This window comes from Pseudomonas sp. JUb42 (assembly GCF_024807945.1).
Lineage (GTDB): Bacteria > Pseudomonadota > Gammaproteobacteria > Pseudomonadales > Pseudomonadaceae > Aquipseudomonas.
In genome coordinates, this window is the sequence record NZ_JANUFD010000010.1 from 115900 (window position 1) to 133204 (window position 17305).

Sequence of the window (17305 nt, forward strand, 5' to 3'; positions counted from 1 at the left end):
CGTCCTCAGATCACGATCAGGTCGGCTTGCAATGCGCCGGCCTGCTTGAGGGCTTCGAGGATCGCCATCAGGTCGCCGGGCGCTGCGCCCACCTGGTTTACCGCACGGACGATCTCATCCAGGGTAGTGCCAGGACCGAACTTGAACATTGGGTGCAGTTCCTGTTGGGCGTTGATCTTCGAGCGCGGCACAACAGCGGTCTGACCACCGGACAAGGCGCCCGGCTGGCTGACAATCGGATCTTCGGTGATGGTCACGGTCAGGCTGCCGTGGGTGACGGCGGCCGGCGAAACCTTGACGTTCTGGCCGATCACAATAGTGCCGGTACGGGAGTTGATGATGACCTTGGCCGCCGTCTGGCCCGGATCGATCTCCAGGTTTTCCAGGATCGACAGGTAGTCGACGCGCTGCCCCGGATCCAGCGGCGCAGTGACGCGCACCGAACCGCCGTCCAGCGCCTGGGCAACGCCAGGGCCGAGCATGTCGTTGACCTTGTCGACGATGCGCTTGGCCGTGGTGAAGTCGAAGCGATTAAGGTTAAGGGTCAGACTGTTGCCCTGATTGAAACCGCTCGGTACAGCACGCTCAACCGAAGCACCGCCGGGAATGCGGCCCGACGACGGTACGTTGACGGTGATCTTGGAACCGTCACGACCCTCGGCATCGAAGCCGCCCACCACCAGGTTGCCCTGGGCGATGGCGTAGACGTTGCCGTCAACACCTTTCATCGGCGTCATCAAGAGGCTGCCGCCGCGCAGGCTTTTCGAGTTACCAATGGACGACACAGTAATGTCGACCATCTGACCAGGCTTGGCGAATGGCGGCAGGTCGGCATAGACCGCCACGGCCGCAACGTTCTTCAACTGCACGGTGCCGGAACCGGCCGGCACCTTGATGCCGAACTGCGCCAGCATGTTGTTGAAGGTCTGCAGAGTGAATGGCGTCTGGGTCGTCTGGTCACCGGTACCATTGAGGCCCACCACCAGACCGTAGCCAATCAGCTGGTTGGTGCGCACGCCGGAAATGCTGGCGATATCCTTCAGCCGTTCGGCGTGAACACCGAAGGCTGTGGACAACAGCAAGGCGGCCGCTATCAGTTGCTTGAGCTTGATCATGTTTATCCCGCTATCAGAAAGGGAACAACGGGCTGAGGAAGAACCGATCGAACCACCCCGGCTGGCTGGAATCGGCGAACGACCCAGTACCTGAATACGTAATGCGCGCATCGGCGACGCGAGTCGACGAGACGGTGTTATCGGTAGCGATGTCATCGGCACGGATCAGGCCGGCAATACGCACCAGCTCATCCCCGGTATTAAGGGTCATCCACTTCTCGCCGCGTACCGCCAGAATGCCGTTGGGCATTACATCGGCCACGGTCACAGTGACCGAGCCGGTCAGGCTGTTGCTCTGGGCCGCCTTGCCGTCACCCTTGGTGGTGCGGGCACCGTTGTAGCCCACGTTGAGGCTCAGGTCACCGCCACCCAGCGGGTTGTTGGTGCTGGCGCCCGCGCCGAACAGCGAAGTCAGACCGATGCTGTTGCTGCTGTTCTTGGTGATGCCGTTACTGGCAGCCTTGCTGGCAGCGGTGTTCTCGGACAGGGTGATGGTGATGATGTCACCCACCCGATAAGCCTTGCGGTCACCGTAGAGGTTCTGCTCGAAACCGGCCTGATAGATCGAACCGTTGTTCGCCGCAGCGGGCAGCGGCGTACGCGGCAACACCGGCGAGTAGTAAGGGTCATTGGGCTTGGGAGTAGGCGCAACGCATCCTGCGAGCAGAGCGATTCCACAGAGAGGAGCCACCAACAGGGAAAGCCGTACAACAGGACGCCGTTTCATGACACTCGAACCTCGCGGTGTAGCAGACGCCCGACGGGCGCCGTGTGTGATCAGTTGTAGCGACAGCCGCAGCGCCTTGACCAGGCGCCTGACTGTCAGGTCGTTACAGGTTTTGCGTAATGTTTTGCAGCATCTGGTCCGCGGTGGAGATCACCTTGGAGTTCATCTCGTAGGCACGCTGAGTGGTGATCATGTTGACCAGCTCTTCAACGGTGCTGACGTTGGAGTTTTCCAGGGTGTTCTGCAGCGTGGTGCCAAGACCGTTCAGACCCGGAGTACCGACCTGCGGGGCGCCGCTGGAAGCGGTTTCCAGGAACAGGTTGCCACCATTGGCCTGCAGGCCGGCCGGGTTGATGAAGTCGGCGGTCTGGATGTTACCGATGATCTGTGGCGTTGCCGGGTTGGCAGCGGTGGTGATCGACACGGTGCCGTCCTGACCTACGGTAAAGGTCTGGGAGTTCTGCGGTACGACGATCGCAGGCTCAAGGGCATAACCGTTGGCGGTCACGATCTGGCCGTTGCTGTCCAGGTGGAAAGTACCGTCACGGCTGTAGGCAATGGTGCCGTCCGGTTGACGAACCTGGAAGAAACCACGGCCATTGACGGCCAGGTCCAACGGGTTATTGGTGGTTTGCAGGCTGCCGGCGGTGAAGTTCTTCTGCGTGCCGACAATGCGCACACCGGTACCCAGTTGCAGACCGGACGGCAGTTCGCTGTCCTGGGTCGACTGGGCGCCTGGCTGACGTTTGATCTGATACAGCAAGTCCTGGAACTCGGCACGATCGCTTTTGAAACCGGTGGTGGACACGTTTGCCAGGTTGTTGGAGATGGTCGTCAGGTTGGTGTCCTGAGCGGCCAGACCGGTTTTGGCAACGTAAAGTGCTGGAAGCATTCTGTCTCTCCTCAGGCGCCTGATTATCGACGCCGACTGTCAATGGTTTAGCTCTGCAAGACGCGCGCCATAGATTGATCGTTATCTTCGGCGGTTTTCATCATCTTGACGGACAATTCGAAATTCTTGGACAGGGTCATCACGGCGGTCATCTCTTCAACGGCGTTAACGTTGCTCGCCTGAAGGAAGCCGGACTCGACCTGAACGTTGGCATCGACGGCAGGCGCCGAGCCATCCTTGGTGTGCATCAGGCCATCGGGGCCCTTTTCCATGTTCTTGACATCGGGATTGACCAGCTTGAGGCGGTCGATCTGAGCCATGACCTGCGGGCTCTCACCCAGGGAGCGGACACTGATCGTACCGTCGGCACCGATCTCGATCTGCTGCTGGGGCGGCACGGCAATCGGCCCGCCATTGCCCAAGACCGGCAAACCATTGCCAGCCCGCAACACGCCAAGGCCGTCGATGTTCATACCGGCGGAGCGGGTATAGGCTTCTTTGCCGTCAGGTGTCTGCACGGCAATCCAGCCATCGCCCTTGACGGCAACGTCAAGTTCCCGACCGGTCTGGACCATGGCACCGCCGGAGAAGTCGGTACCGGGACGTTCACTCATGGCATAGGCGCGCGAAGGATTGACCTCGCCGAAAACCGGCATCGAGCGAGCCTGTTCCAGGTCGCGCATGAAGCCATTGGTCGAGACGTTTGCCAGGTTGTTGGCATGGGCCTTTTGCGCAACGGCGTTTTCAGACGCCCCGCTCATCGCCACGTAAATCAACTTGTCCACAGTAGTCCTCCTCCGACAGACGCTTGCCGCCTGTAGCTGTTCTATACAGGGCAAAGCAATATTTGAACCAACTTGTCGAGCTTGATACAAAAGCCTCAATCCCCAGCATTGACGGGCTCGCGCCGCCGCCTGAAAAAACCGCGCACAACCCCCGCTCGCAGGAGCGCCAAAAAAACTGCATGACGATGCCGGACCGATACTTGCAGGGACTCATGGCAGATAACCGCTTTCAGGAACGTCAATGTCTCGCCTTATTGCCCTTCTCAGCCTGAGCCTTGCCCTGGGCACCGCCATTGCCGCACCGGCCTATTACTACCGCTGGCAGGGCGACAGCCGGATTGTCTGCGCCCAGACCAGCCCCGGACCGGGTTGGACCCGCTTGCACGGGGCGTTCGTCAAGTCGGACTGTTCGATTTAGGCTGCGCCAGCAAGTCGGCACCGATGAAACAACACCCAACTTGCTGAATCAGCAAAACTATGTGGGAGCGAATTCATTCGCGAAGAGGCCGGCACACCCGCTGGATACTCGTTGCCTGGTCTGCCGCTTTCGCGAATGAATTCGCTCCCACAAAGTCACTCCCACCCTGTTTGCCCCCCTGTCAAACGCCCCCCCCTTACAGAAACCTCAAACCTAGACCGACTGAAGCAAGGTCTGTATCACCGTCGCCTCGGTCGACACCGCCTTGGAGTTGGCCTGGAACGCCATCTGCGCCTGGATCAGCTCGATCAGTTGCCCCGGCAGGTCGACATTGGAGCCCTCCAGCGACCCCGCTACCACACCTCCCAGCATCCCCGACTTGGGCGTATCAGTGGTGGCAGCGCCCGAGGCATAGGTCTCGCGCCAACGCGTGCCGTCCAGTGGCTGCAAGCCCTGGACATTGGCAAAGTTGGCGAGCAGCACTTGCCCGACATTGCGATACAAGCCATTGCTGAAGGCCGCGCGCAGCATGCCGTCATCGTCGACTTTCAGGCCGTTGAGACTCCCCGCCGCATAGCCGTCGACCTGCGGCGATGCACGATTGTTCTTGTTGTTGTACTGGGTCAGGCGGGTCAGATCGATGGTCAGGCCGTCCGCACTGGCCTGGGCGCCGTTGGCCACCCACTTCTGATTCTGGGAACCGGGATTGTCTACCTTGGCCGGTATCCAGCCATGGAGCGTCAGCTTCTTGTCCTCAACCAGCATGCCGTCGCTGGCGAGGAGCGTGCGCAGGGAACCGTCGCTATCAAACAGCATGCTCGCGGTCATCGGGTCGGTACGTTCCGGATCAAGGGGATTACGCCCGTTGACCAACATATGCAGGTTCCAACTGTTGACGCCGTCCTTGACGAAATAGTGACTCAGCTGATGCCTGTTGCCCTGGCCGTCGTAGATGTCACTGGAAAAGGTTTCGTTATAGGAGTCGGTGTGGGCCGGGTTGAAGGTACGGACCATCCGGGAAATCACCGGATCCCCATCATCAACGCCCAGAATGGCGCCATCATTCAGCTCCAGGGGAATTACCGCGGCCCCCGCCGCCGGACCGGCGACCCAGGTGTGATTGACTTCCATTGCCGGCTTCCAGCCATCCACCGTGAATTCGCGGGCCGTGGTTTTCTTGACGTGGGCGATATCTCCGGCCAGCAACATCTGATTGCCGGGGTGATGACTGACAGTGACCGTCAGCGGCTCACTGGAAGCAGGGTCGACGGGATTGCGTCCATCGATCAGGGTACGCAGTGCCCACTGCCCGGACCCGACGTGGGTAAAGTAGTTTTGCAGTTCGTGCTCGACACCTTCGCCATCGACGACCTTGCTGCTGAGCAGACGGCTGTATGAAGCCGGATTGGCCGGATCGAAGGCCGGACTGCCGCTATGGATTTCGTCACTCGGCTCCATCGCGTTCTTGTCACCCTCAACCAACGGCATCGCCAGGCTGCGCACTGCCGGTGTCGCGGCAGCCACCCAACTGCCATTGACCTGGGCCGCCGGCTGCCAGCCTTCCAGAGTCAACTCCGGCTTGAAACGGGTGCCCATGCGCTTGCCATCGCCAAGCAGGGAAACACTGCCGTCAGCGTTGCGGGTAATGGTCGCGGTCAACGGCGTGATCCGCTGAGGATCTGCCGGATTGCGCCCGTCAATCAGGGTATGCATCAGCCAGCGATTATCGTCGGTCTTGACGAAGTACTGCTTGAGCTCATGTTCCACCGGGGCAATCGCCGGCTTGGCTGCCGCTACCAATTGCGGCACACCATTGGCGCCAGGGCGGGTAACTTCCGGCACGGCGGCTACGCCATTGTCCATGATTTTTCGGGCAATGACTTTGGTATAGGTAGAAGTATCAGCGGGATTAAACAGGGGCACGGAAGATCGTGCCGACTGAGCCGCATTAAGATTGATCGTTTCCTTGATCATGGAAGTTGCCTTCGGCGCCATATCACCCGTATCAATATATAAGTCGCTGCGTATACCGCGAATGACATCGCCCTGGGCATTGACGGTATTACCTTGCAGACGATGCCCATCACCGTCGACCACATAACCCTGATTATCCCGGACAAAAGCGCCCGCCCGGCTGTAGTTGATAACGCCATTGTCGCTCAGCACAAAAAAACCGTTGCCCTGGATGCGCATATCCAGTGGCCGCCCGGCCGTGGAGATAGCCGCTCCCGAGGAAAAGTCCTGGGAGACATTGGCCAGCCGCACGCCGTCGCCTGTGGCCTGGCCGCCACCCAGATGGGACGAGGCATAGACCGCCGCAAACTCGGCCCTGGACGACTTGTAACCAATTGTACCGACGTTGGCAATGTTATTACCGGCTACTTCCAGACGCTTTTGCGCAGCCTGTAATCCACCCAAGGGAATATTGAATGACATGAACACTCCTGAGCCGTGTTAAACGGCACTTCCATTGATGCGATCATTTGATTACCCCTCTCGACAGACCGAATTGGAAACATCCATTCAGAACCAATAAAGAGAAGGCGACTTTTATTCTCGCAGCATTGAAAGTAGGAATTTTCTATATATAGAGTGGGATGCATCTATAAATTTTCAATCTATAAACTACTTATCAAACACTTCAATTCCATCAAATCCAGGGCAAAAAAAAGCCCCTTCGAAAAGGGGCTTTTTCAGCAGCTCGACGCTTACACTTAACCAACCATCTGGATAGTGGTCTGCATGACAGTGCTTTCAGTCGAAATGGTTTTCGCATTCGCCTGGTAGTTACTTTGCGCCTTGATCAGGTTGACCAGCTCGCTGGTCAGGTCGACGTTGGAATCTTCCAGCGCCTGACCCTGAACATAACCCAGAGTACCGCTGGTCGGTGCGCCGCTGACCGGTACGCCCGACGCGTAGGTTTCACGCCAGTTGGTACCACCGGCCGGGGACAGGCCCTGGACGTTGGCGAAGTTGGTCAGGGACACCTGGCCGATCACCTTGGACTGGCCGTTGGTGTAGGTGGCGAACAGGTTACCGGTCTGGTCAACACTCATGTTGCTGATCTGGCCGGTGGCGTAGCCGTTCTGGCTCTGGCTGATCAGACCGGTTTTCGACGCGGTCTGGGTAGTAGCGATCATGTCCAGCTTGATGCCGGTAGTACCGTTGCCGTCAGCACCGTTCTCAACCCAGGTCGCCGTGGTACCGGTACCGGTCTGCACACCTGGTTTCCAGCCAGTCAACTGGAAAGTACCGTCGGTGTTGAGCTTGAGGTTGGTCGAATCGGTCGGAGCGCCGGTACCCGAAGTGATCAGGTTGCCCGAGGAGTCAAATGTCAGGGTGTTTTTATCAGCGACCGGCGGAGTGGCAGTCGGGTCATCGATGCTGCGACCATCGACCAGGGAGTACATGTCCCAGGTGTTGGTACCGGTTTTCACGAAGTATTGGTCCAGAGTGTGAGCATTACCCTGGGTGTCATAGATCGGCGTGCTGTACTTGGTGTTGTAGCTGGTCGTCACCGTCGGATCGAACGTGGTGATGACCGGCAGGTCTTCAGTCGAGTTCAGGTTGGACTTGTTGGTGATCTGGGTAGTGGTCTGTGGCGCCTGGTTCGACGAGTCGACACGCAGGTTGCTCAGGGCGCCCACTACGACGTTGCCGTTGGCGTCAACGTTGTAGCCTTGCAGGTTATCGCCAGCACTGTTGACGACATAGCCGTCCTTGTCAGTGTGGAAGGCACCGGAACGGGTGTACAGCTTCTCGCCGTTGTTGCTCAGCATGAAGAAACCGTTGCCCTGGATAGCCAGGTCGAGGCTGTTGGCGGTGCCGGTGGTCAGGGAACCCTGAGTGAACTGCTGGGCCACGGCGGCAACTGTTACGCCGCTACCAACGTTGGTGTTGCCGGAAGTACCGCGAATGGATTGCGCGTACTGGTCGGCGAACTCGACACGGGAGGCCTTGAAGCCGGTGGTCGCGACGTTGGCAATGTTGTTGCCGGTTACGTCCAGAGCCTTGTTTGCTGCGAAGAGCCCGCTAAGACCGATATTGTAAGACATGTATCACTCCTCTGCCGTCGAGCCGGCTCTAGATTCCGATGGTTTGGACTTGAGACAGGGCAATGCTGGTGCCGCCCGCCAGGTTGAGAGTCATGCTGCCGCCGTTGGTCGCGGTGGTAACACTGTTGACGGTGGCTGGCAGGTAGGTCACCAGACCCGTGCCCGCACCATTGATCGTGCCGTTGGCCACGAAGCTGTAGTTGCCCGCTGCCAGGGTGTTGCCGGCGCTGTCTTTGCCATCCCAGGTAAACGAGGTGGTACCGGCTTTCTGCGGACCCAGGTCGATGGTGTCGACCAGCGTGCCCGTCGAATCGCTGACCTTGATGGTGGTCGCGGTGGTGGTATCGGGGATAACCACCGAACCGGCCATCTCTTTGGTGGCGGGATCCACGTAAGTGGCGCCGGCGTTGACGATCACCGAACGGCCAACCAGGGAAGAAGCCTGCAGAGCCTGGGACGACTGATAGCTGGTAGAGATCGAGTCCACGGAAGACGTCAGGTTCTGCATGCTTTCCAGGCTGCTGAACTGTGCCAACTGGGACACGAACGCGGTGTTGTCCTGAGGGCTCAAGGGGTCCTGGTTACGCAACTGGGTCGTGAGCAACTGCAGGAACGCGTCTTTGCCCAAGGTGGAGCTGCTTGAGTTAGGAACGGTCGGCGTCGGGTTCTGCAGTGCGGTGATGAACGCATTGCTGGTTACATCGCTAGTGGTAGTCATTTATTGCGCCCCTTGTTACTGACCCAGAGTCAGTACTTTCTGCATCATTGTCTTGGCGGTATTCATAATGTCCGCGTTGGTCTGGAACGAACGGCTGGCGGAAATCATGTCGGCCATTTCCTGAACCACGTTGACGTTCGGGTAGTAGACGTAGCCGTTCTTGTCCGCTGCCGGATGGTTGGGCTCGTAACGTGCTTCCAGGTTCGATGGATCTTCGACGATGCCGGAAACCGATACGCCCTGCCCCGCTTCACCCTGGTCCTGGAACAGCGAGGTGCCACCGGCACTCTGGCTCTGCTGGAACACGGTGGCGAACACCGGGTGCCGGGCACGGTAGGTGGTGTCCATGCTCGAGGACACGGTTTCGGCGTTGGCGATGTTACTGGCGGTGGTGTTCAGACGGGTGGTCTGGGCACTCATGCCGCTGCCGGCGATATTGAAAACATTGGCTAGAGACATGAATTACTCCCCGCGCAGGGCTGCTACCAGCCCCTTGAATTTGCTGTTGAGCAAGGTGAAGCTGGCCTGGAACCCGACAGAGTTCTGTGCGTAGTTGGCCTGCTCGACCTGAGCGTCAACGGTGTTCTGGTCCAGGGACGGCTGCGACGGCGTGCGATATAGAAGAGTGCCATCGCCTTCGCTATCGACGTTTTCCGCTTCGATATGGCGACTATTGGTGGTAGCCAGGGAGAAAGTGCCGTTCTGGCTCTTTTCGCTCTGGGCGGCCAGCACCGAGGAGAAATCCAGATCGCGGGCCTTGTAGTTCGGCGTGTCAGCGTTGGTGATGTTGTTGGCCAACACCTCGGCACGCTGCGCACGGAAGCTCAATGCCTTCTCGTGGATACCCAGTGCTTTATCGAAGTTGATGCTCATGTCGGGAAACCTTTGCCGGCTGACCTGATTGACGTACCAGAGATATAGCAATCGGCGTGCCAAATCCCCTTAGGCCTGTATTCAAAGGATTTTTCCTGCGTCGGCGGGCGGCAATGCCAGAAAAGCGGCAAGTGATTTCCGCCTGATAACGGCAAAGCGGCAAGGGTGGCGTCGTTTTTCTGCCAGGGGCCTTGCCGGAGATTCCAGTAGCAGGATGAGCGTAGGACCGGCTTTAGCCGGGAAGGCGATGGTTTGATACCGCCATAGCGCCTGACGTATTGCCTTCCCGGCTAAAGCCGGTCCCACCTAACGCCACTAAAGTTTGCCCACAAAAAAAGAGACCCTGAGGTCTCTTCCTTGTACATCCACCCGTATCACTTGGCCTGATAGATGATACCGGGGCTGCATTGCACCATCTGATAATGAGTCGGCAAACCGTTCAGGGCTTCCGATGCCCCGAGAAACAGATAACCGCCCGGTTTCAGGGTGCTGTGGATACGCATAAGGATGTCTTTCTTCACTTCGGCCGAAAAATAGATCAGCACGTTGCGACAGAAGACGATATCGAACTTGCCCAGGCTCGCGTAGCTGTCCAGCAGATTGAACGAGCGAAACTCGACGCGACTTTTGATCGGCGCCTTGATCGCCCAACGCCCCGGCGACTTGACGTCGAAGTAGCGCTGCAATCGCTCCGGCGACAGGCCGCGGGCAATCGCCAGGCTGTCGTACTCACCTGCCTTGCAGTTGGTGAGCATGGTGCCAGACAAGTCCGTGGCAACAATCTGCGCGCCCGACCTGAGCGCACTGGGATTGCTGCGCTCGAACTCATCGATCGACATCGACAACGAGTACGGCTCCTGCCCCGAGGAACATGCAGCCGACCAGATGCGCAACCGCTGGCCGGGGCTTGCCTTGATCATCTCGGGAAGCACCTTGTTCTTGAGCACCTCAAACGGATAGGTATCACGAAACCACAGGGTTTCGTTGGTTGTCATCGCATCCACCACCTGCTCGCGCAAACCACTGCGTGGCTGGGTCTGGATACGCTGGACCAACTCGCCCAGGGACTTGATACCCTGCTGCTCCATCAGCTTGTTGAGACGGCTGGAGACCAGGTACTGCTTGTTTTCACCGAGCAAGATGCCACAGGCTTTTTCCAGGAAACCCCGGAACTGTTCGAAATCCAAATTAGCCGTAGACAAAGATGCCGCCTCTCAAATCATGTGAACCACCAGGAGCGACGCCCCTAGCTGATATCTGCCGCCTTGATCCGGTCGATGACCCTGGCCGCAAGGTCGTCGGGCCGGAACTTGGCCAGAAAGTCATCAGCACCGACCTTCTTGACCATCGCCTGGTTGAAAACGCCAGACAAAGAAGTATGCAGGATGATATGTAGCTTTTGCATACGGGGATCATTTCGAATCTCCGCAGTGAGGGTATAGCCATCCATCTCCGGCATTTCAATGTCGGAGATCATCATCAGGAATTCTTCTTCCGGTTTTTTCCCCTCAGCCACCATCTGTTTCAGGTAATCCAGGGCCTGGCGCCCGTCATTCAGCGCCGTAACTTCGACACCGACGGTTTCCAGGCAACGGCTGACCTGCTTGCGCGCCACCGACGAGTCATCGACCGTCAGGACCCGCAGGGAAACGGCCTTGTGTTGCGTTTCGGCGTCGATCACACCGACGGAAATGGACTCCGACATGGGCGCCACTTCAGCCAGAATCTTCTCGACATCGATGATTTCCACCAACTGGTTATCGACCCGGGTCACTGCCGTAAGGTAGTGATCGCGGCCGGTGCCCTTGGGTGGTGGATGAATCTCTTCCCAGTTCATGTTGACGATGCGTTCTACTGAATGCACCAGAAAACCCTGAACCTTGGTGTTGTACTCGGTAATGATTACAAACGCGTTGTCGAGCTGCGTCTGCCCCGGCAAGCCGGTCGCCATTGCCAGGTCGAGGATCGGAATCGTGCCGCCGCGAATGTTCGCAACGCCCCGTACCACCCGATTGGATTTAGGCATGATGGTAAGTTTGGGGCATTGCAGCACCTCTTTTACCTTGAACACGTTAATCCCATACAACTGCTTGCCGTCCAGACGGAAAAGCAGCAGCTCAAGGCGATTCTGCCCCACCAGCTGAGTGCGCTGGTTCACCGAATCCAATACACCCGCCATTCCGCACTCCTTCATCCAAAGCGACCAACCACCGTTGCGCCAAACCGGCCAAGCGGCACGGGCCTTGCTTTTTATACGTCATGAACGCGAAAACGACAATTTCCCGACACAGCACTTTTGAAAAATGCCGCTTATTTTGCGTCATCGTGGCCTTGTGCCTGTTCAGCCTCGACAGCCATGGCCAGACAGACACCGCCACCTTGCCTGAACAGCTTATCGGCGTCACGCAGGGGTTTCTTGAATTCACTGTGGAAGACTATTTGGCGACCAATCAAATTGATGGACGCTATCAGATCGAAGTCAACAACCTCGATCCACGTCTACGCATGCCCGGATGCGACAAGGATTTGACAGCCACCCTGGAAAGCCCGAAACCCGTGGGCCGGGTCACGGTCAGGGTACGCTGCGAAGGCGCAGGCCCCTGGACAGTCTTTGTGCCCGCCCAGGTTCATCTATTTCGCAACGTCGTCGTCACTGTGCGACCGCTCAAGCGCCTGGCGATCATCAGCGAAGAAGATGTTGCCATCCGCGAGCGGGATATCGGTCAACTGGGTCAGGGTTTCCTGCCATCACTGGACCAGGCGGTCGGGCAGAAATTACTCCGACCAACGGTCGTCGATCAGGTATTGGCGCCCAACTTCGTCGAGCAACCGGAGATGGTGCGCAAGGGCGATCAGGTGGTCATTACCGCGCGCAGCGGCAGCCTGTCCGTGCGCATGCCGGGGGAAGCCTTGTCCGACGGCGGTTTCAACGAACAGATACGGGTAAAGAACCTCAACTCGCAAAGGGTGATAAAAGCCAACGTAACTGGCCCCGGCCAGGTGGAAGTCGCCATGTAAATCACTAGGAGACTGGCGTACAACCCACGTTTTTCCTAGACTGGGAACCTGATCCGGTCATGCGCAGTCCATTTGAAACGGATTTCGCATCTAGCCTAAAGTTTTTTCTGGGTTGGTCGAAAACATGGCAAGCGTCCAATTACCCAGAGGTTTTCATCATGGTCATCGACTTCAGTCGTTTGAATAATGCTCCATCCGTTGGAGGCACCACACGCACCAGCAGCGGCAAAGAAACCGGCAAGACCGATACGCAGGCAACAGGCAGCGCATCGAGTGAACAGGTCAGCGGCAGCGGTGAATCCGTTCACTTCAGCAGCGAGGCCCAAAAATTGCAGAAGGTTACCGACACCCTGCGCGATCTGCCTACCGTCAACAGCAGCCGTGTGGCTGAGTTGAAACAGGCTATCGCCGACGGCAGCTATAAAGTCGACAGCAACCGCGTCGCCAGCAAGCTGCTCAATTTCGAAGCTCAGCAATAGCCCGAAAAGCTTGCGCTGGAATTATGGACGCTTAAAAACCAGAGCATGCGATGCAAGACACTACTTTGCTTCAACTGATCACTGACGATATCGTCCCGGCACAGCAACTGCTGGGCCTGCTCCAGGCTGAAACACTGGTCCTGCACGGCCGCGATATGTTCGAAATGGAAAATATCCTGGCGCAGAAGCAGGCGCTGGTGATTGTCCTCGACCAGCATGGCCGCAAGCGCAGCCAGTTGCTGGCCAGCATGGGCCTGCCCCAGAACCGTAATGGCCTGGTCGCACTCGCCGCCCAGTCATCTATCGGTGAGCAATTGATTGCCGCAGGCGACGAGTTGAGCGATCTGCTCGCTCAATGCCAGGCAGCCAATGAGAACAATGGCAATCTGATCCAGCTGCAACAAATCAGCACTGCCCACCAACTCAGGATTCTGACCGGCGAAACGCCCACGCTGTATGACAGCCGTGGGTCGACTGCTGGCAGATCGAAACCACGCCCGTTAAGCCAGGCGTAACTTCCTGTATCAAGGCGCCGTGCATACTGGCAAAATGCCTGCTATTGCGTTGCTGTCGTATTTTGCCTGGAGATGGAAAAAAGTGAATGGCTCAAGCGCGGAAGATGCTCCGCAGCCCCCAAAGGTTCTCACCACTCCTTTGGAAATTGCCGCTAACCTGCGGCAGCTACTCGAAAGTCATGATCCGCTGATCATTACTTTTCATGAGCGTTCCCAGCGCTTTCAAAGCTATGTCATTGAGGTCGACCGCGACACCAATGTGCTTGCGCTCGATGAAATGATCCCCCGTGACGGCGAGCGCTACCTGGCCGCTGGCGAACCCTTCAAGGTCGAAGGCTTCCACGACGGCGTGCGCATCGCCTGGGAATGCAGCGAACAGATGGAAATCGTCGACAGCGACAGCCAGCGCTTCTATCGCGGCACGCTGCCTGAAGAAATCGTCTACCACCAGCGTCGCAATGCCTTCCGTGCGGCGTTGAAGCTGGCGCAACTGGTCAGCATCCAGATGGATGGCGACAAGCTCAAGAAGCCGCTGCCCGGCAAGCTCCTGGATATCTCGGCAACCGGCGCCAAGCTGCGTTTCGATGGTGACCTGTCGGAAAGCATGCAATTGGGCCAGGTTTACGAGCGCTTCCTCGCCAAGCTGCCATTCGGCAACATGACCGCACCGGTCGAACTGCGTTACCTGCACTTCGAAGAGCGCTTCAACACCACCTTCGCCGGTGTGCGCTTCCACAACATGAGCGGGCTGGTGCAGCGTCAGGTTGAACGTTTCGTGTACCAGTTGCAGCGTGAAGCGCGTCGCTTCGATAAAGACGACGACTTCTGATCCACGCGCCAACAAAAAAGGGCTGCCATAGGGCAGCCCTTTTTTATGCGCTCGCCCCCTGCAGGAGCGGCTTCAGCCGGGAGGGCGCCCTCGCGGCTGAAGCCGCTCCTGCAGGTATGCGAAACAGCGTCAGACCACTTTCTCGGTCTCGGCCACAGGCTCCGCCACTTCCGGCTCGGCAACCGGCTCGACCGTATTCTGCATCTGATCCTGCACCACCTTCTCATCGACCCGCGGATCAAGTGCCACCACCAGTGGCGAGGCGCACATGCTGTCCGGCATGGCGACGTGATGCAGCGGCGCATCCTCGACCTGATGCAGGTTGGTGACCGCTTTCGGGCGGATCCGCCAGACCAGCATCAGCGCCACGAACGCGTCGAAGGCATACAGCATATTGCTGCCGAACGACTTCATCATGACGCCGGTAAGCAGCGGACCAATGCTGGCGCCGATGCCATAAGTCATCAGCAGCATGGCCGTCAGGGAGACCCGGCGCTCGCCTTCGATATGGTCGTTGGAGAATGCCACAGCCAATGGATACAGGCCGAACAACAGCAACGACGCCGTAAAGCCCAGAACAAACATCACCTCAAGCGGCAAATGCGGAAAGACCGCCAGTGGCAACACCGCGACGAACAGCACACCGGCAAAGCCACGGATCAACTTGGCCCGGTCGTAACGGTCCGACAACCGCCCCAGCGGCCCCTGCACCAGCAGCCCGGCCAGAATGCAGCACCCCATGAACCAGCCAATTTCTTCGGTGGACAGGCCCTGCTGCTGCGCATACAGCGGCGCCAGGCCGTAGAACGAACCGAGCATGGAGCCGGCGCACAGCACGGTGGTCAGGGATTGCGGCACCCGCTTCATGAAGAAGCGCGGTTCCAGCGGTGCCGGATGCATGGGCGCCGGGTGAATGCTGCGGGTCATGGCCACTGGCACCAGACACAGGGCGAAACACAGGGCAACCAGCATCAGCAATTCCAGGCCCAGATGTGGATGGACCACCAGAATCAGTTGGCCCAGCACCAACCCCAGGTACGAGGCGATCATATAGCCGCTGAACACCGTACCGCGCTGCTTGGCATCGGCCTGCTCATTGAGCCAGCTCTCGATCACCATGTACTGGCACATCATGCCCAGGCCGACGATCAGACGCAGGAACAGCCAGGCCGGCAGCCAATCGATCAGACCGTGACCCAGCACGGCGGCACTGACGATACCGGCACAGGTGGCGTAGGCACGAATATGCCCGACCCGACCGATCAGGCGGTGGCCGATCTTGCCGCCCAGCACCAGGCCGAAATAGTTGGCCGCCATCAAGCCACCGACCCACAGCCCATCGACATGATCGGCCGCCAGGCGCAGGGCCAGGTAGGTACTCAACAGGCCTGAGCCGATCAACATCATCAGCGAGGCGAAATACAGCGCACGAAAGGACTTCCAGATTTGACGCATGGACTTTCCAATATAAGAGGCCCTCTTGAGACGGCCTCCAAACAGCGGGTTTTTAAGCCTGAGCAGCCAGTACGCGGCGTTCCCAGGGGGTAATTTCGTCAAAGAAACTGGTCAGTTCCATGACTTTAGAAGCAATGTAGCCTTCGACAAACTCGGCGCCGAACAATTCTCGGGCCAATTGACTGCGCTTCAGACGCTCCAGAGCGTCGTGCAAGGTACATGGCAGCGACAATTCATCGGGCACGGTGAAATCGCCCTGAATCGGCGGCGTCGGTGCAAGCTCCTGCTCGATGCCATACAGCCCCGCCGCCAGGCTGGCAGCGATGGCCAGGTAAGGGTTGGCGTCAGCGCCGGGCAGGCGATTCTCGACACGCCGGGCTATCGGCGCACTGGCCGGGATCCTTAGGCCCGCCGAGCGGTTATCGTACGACCAGCAGGCATTGTTCGGCGACGCAAAGGGATGACACAGGCGCTGATAAGAATTGACGTTCGGCGCAAACAACGCCGTGAACTGCGCCATGCACGCCTGCTGACCGGCAATGAATTGATGAAACAGCGCCGTGGGCGAACCGTCTGCGGCGCTGAACACATTGCGCCCACTGGTCGAATCGACCACGCTCTGATGGATATGCATCGAGCTGCCCGGCGTGTGCGCCAAGGGTTTGGCCATGCACACCACGGTCAGGCCATGCTTGAGCGCTACCTCCTTGAGCAGGTGCTTGAACAGGAAAGTCTGGTCGGCCAGCAACAAAGGGTCGCCATGCAGCAGATTGATCTCGAACTGGCTGACGCCCATCTCGTGCATGAAGGTGTCACGGGGCAGCTCAAGCGCCGCCATGCAGGCATAGACCTCCTGGAAGAACGGACGCAGCCCGTTGTTCGAGCTGATACTGAATGCCGATTGGCCGTCCTCGCGACGCCCATCCAGGCCCACGGGCGGCTGGAATGGCTGACGCGGGTCGGGATTGGGCGCAAAGACAAAGAACTCTAGCTCCGTCGCGACCACTGGCGACAGGCCACACTCGGCATAACGGGCAATGATGTTTTTCAACAGGACGCGAGTCGACAGCGGCGAACCGCCACCACTGAGTTCCTCGGTATCGCAGATGGCCAGGGCCCGGGGCTGCTCGCTCCAGGGCAGGCGGTGGATCTGCCGGGGGTCGGCGACCATCGCTACATCCCCGTCATCGCTGCCGTAGAACCGCGACGGTGGATAACCGCCCATGATGCACTGCAACAGAACCCCGCGCGCCAGCTGCAATCGTCGCCCCTCGAGAAATCCTTCGGCAGTCATGACCTTGCCCCGTGGCACGCCATTCAAATCCGGGGTAACGCATTCAATTTCAGCAACGCCGGCCAGGCGTTGAGCAAGTGAATTGTGGCCATCGCTGGTCATGACGCAGATCCTTGAGAGTTAGACAGGCCG

The 17305-nt window shown here is 58.6% G+C and carries 18 protein-coding genes; 5 read left to right on the top strand and 13 right to left on the bottom strand.

Annotated features, from left to right (window positions below; translation table 11 throughout):
• Window positions 1-5: 5 nt before the first annotated feature.
• From M2401_RS20380 to M2401_RS20395, 4 genes are all read right to left on the bottom strand, one after another.
• Complete coding sequence (locus M2401_RS20380) at window positions 6-1115, bottom strand: flagellar basal body P-ring protein FlgI (protein ID WP_259105509.1); 1110 nt, start codon at window positions 1113-1115, stop codon at window positions 6-8.
• Between the two features lie 13 nt (window positions 1116-1128).
• Complete coding sequence (flgH, locus tag M2401_RS20385) at window positions 1129-1842, bottom strand: flagellar basal body L-ring protein FlgH (protein WP_259105511.1); 714 nt, start codon at window positions 1840-1842, stop codon at window positions 1129-1131.
• Window positions 1843-1945: 103 nt separating this feature from the next.
• Window positions 1946-2734, bottom strand: coding sequence for a flagellar basal-body rod protein FlgG (gene flgG / locus M2401_RS20390; protein WP_259105512.1), 789 nt, complete (start codon window positions 2732-2734; stop codon window positions 1946-1948).
• 47 nt (window positions 2735-2781) lie between these two features.
• Complete coding sequence (locus M2401_RS20395) at window positions 2782-3519, bottom strand: flagellar basal body rod protein FlgF (protein WP_259105514.1); 738 nt, start codon at window positions 3517-3519, stop codon at window positions 2782-2784.
• Between the two features lie 241 nt (window positions 3520-3760).
• Here M2401_RS20395 and M2401_RS20400 point away from each other — a divergent pair, with 241 nt between their 5' ends.
• The gene (locus M2401_RS20400; protein ID WP_259105516.1) at window positions 3761-3937 is read left to right on the top strand and encodes a hypothetical protein; all 177 of its coding nucleotides are present in this window, start codon (window positions 3761-3763) and stop codon (window positions 3935-3937) included.
• A gap of 213 nt (window positions 3938-4150) precedes the next feature.
• On the opposite strand, the gene M2401_RS20405 is transcribed toward M2401_RS20400, so the two are convergent.
• From M2401_RS20405 to M2401_RS20435, 7 genes are all read right to left on the bottom strand, one after another.
• Window positions 4151-6373 carry a flagellar hook-basal body complex protein gene (locus M2401_RS20405; protein ID WP_259105518.1) on the bottom strand — a complete coding sequence of 741 codons (2223 nt, stop codon included), beginning with the start codon at window positions 6371-6373 and terminating at the stop codon, window positions 4151-4153.
• Window positions 6374-6651: 278 nt separating this feature from the next.
• Window positions 6652-7992, bottom strand: coding sequence for a flagellar hook protein FlgE (gene flgE / locus M2401_RS20410; RefSeq protein ID WP_259105519.1), 1341 nt, complete (start codon window positions 7990-7992; stop codon window positions 6652-6654).
• Window positions 7993-8020: 28 nt separating this feature from the next.
• Window positions 8021-8710 (bottom strand): flagellar hook assembly protein FlgD, encoded by a 690-nt coding sequence (locus tag M2401_RS20415; protein ID WP_259105520.1) that lies wholly within the window; start codon window positions 8708-8710, stop codon window positions 8021-8023.
• A 15-nt stretch (window positions 8711-8725) separates the two neighbouring features.
• Window positions 8726-9169: a flagellar basal body rod protein FlgC gene (gene flgC, locus M2401_RS20420; RefSeq protein WP_259105521.1), complete on the bottom strand. Its 444-nt coding sequence runs from the start codon at window positions 9167-9169 to the stop codon at window positions 8726-8728.
• Between the two features lie 3 nt (window positions 9170-9172).
• Window positions 9173-9583 carry a flagellar basal body rod protein FlgB gene (gene flgB / locus M2401_RS20425; protein WP_259105523.1) on the bottom strand — a complete coding sequence of 137 codons (411 nt, stop codon included), beginning with the start codon at window positions 9581-9583 and terminating at the stop codon, window positions 9173-9175.
• Between the two features lie 374 nt (window positions 9584-9957).
• A complete protein-coding gene (gene cheR, locus M2401_RS20430) occupies window positions 9958-10785 on the bottom strand; it encodes a protein-glutamate O-methyltransferase CheR (protein WP_259105524.1) in 828 nt (275 codons plus the stop codon).
• 44 nt (window positions 10786-10829) lie between these two features.
• The gene (locus M2401_RS20435) at window positions 10830-11762 is read right to left on the bottom strand and encodes a chemotaxis protein CheV (protein ID WP_259105526.1); all 933 of its coding nucleotides are present in this window, start codon (window positions 11760-11762) and stop codon (window positions 10830-10832) included.
• A gap of 80 nt (window positions 11763-11842) precedes the next feature.
• Here M2401_RS20435 and flgA point away from each other — a divergent pair, with 80 nt between their 5' ends.
• From flgA to M2401_RS20455, 4 genes are all read left to right on the top strand, one after another.
• Window positions 11843-12601 (top strand): flagellar basal body P-ring formation chaperone FlgA, encoded by a 759-nt coding sequence (gene flgA, locus M2401_RS20440; RefSeq protein WP_259105528.1) that lies wholly within the window; start codon window positions 11843-11845, stop codon window positions 12599-12601.
• A 158-nt stretch (window positions 12602-12759) separates the two neighbouring features.
• On the top strand, window positions 12760-13080 hold the full coding sequence (gene flgM / locus M2401_RS20445; RefSeq protein ID WP_259105762.1) for a flagellar biosynthesis anti-sigma factor FlgM: 321 nt from the start codon (window positions 12760-12762) through the stop codon (window positions 13078-13080).
• A gap of 50 nt (window positions 13081-13130) precedes the next feature.
• Entirely contained in the window at window positions 13131-13595 is a 465-nt protein-coding gene (locus M2401_RS20450) for a flagella synthesis protein FlgN (RefSeq protein ID WP_259105530.1), read from the top strand.
• 82 nt (window positions 13596-13677) lie between these two features.
• A complete protein-coding gene (locus M2401_RS20455) occupies window positions 13678-14424 on the top strand; it encodes a flagellar brake protein (protein ID WP_259105532.1) in 747 nt (248 codons plus the stop codon).
• 129 nt (window positions 14425-14553) lie between these two features.
• On the opposite strand, the gene M2401_RS20460 is transcribed toward M2401_RS20455, so the two are convergent.
• On the bottom strand, window positions 14554-15879 hold the full coding sequence (locus M2401_RS20460; protein ID WP_259105534.1) for an MFS transporter: 1326 nt from the start codon (window positions 15877-15879) through the stop codon (window positions 14554-14556).
• 52 nt (window positions 15880-15931) lie between these two features.
• Window positions 15932-17173, bottom strand: a complete 1242-nt coding sequence (locus tag M2401_RS20465) for a glutamine synthetase family protein (RefSeq protein ID WP_259105764.1) — start codon at window positions 17171-17173, stop codon at window positions 15932-15934.
• Between the last annotated feature and the right edge of the window lie 132 nt (window positions 17174-17305).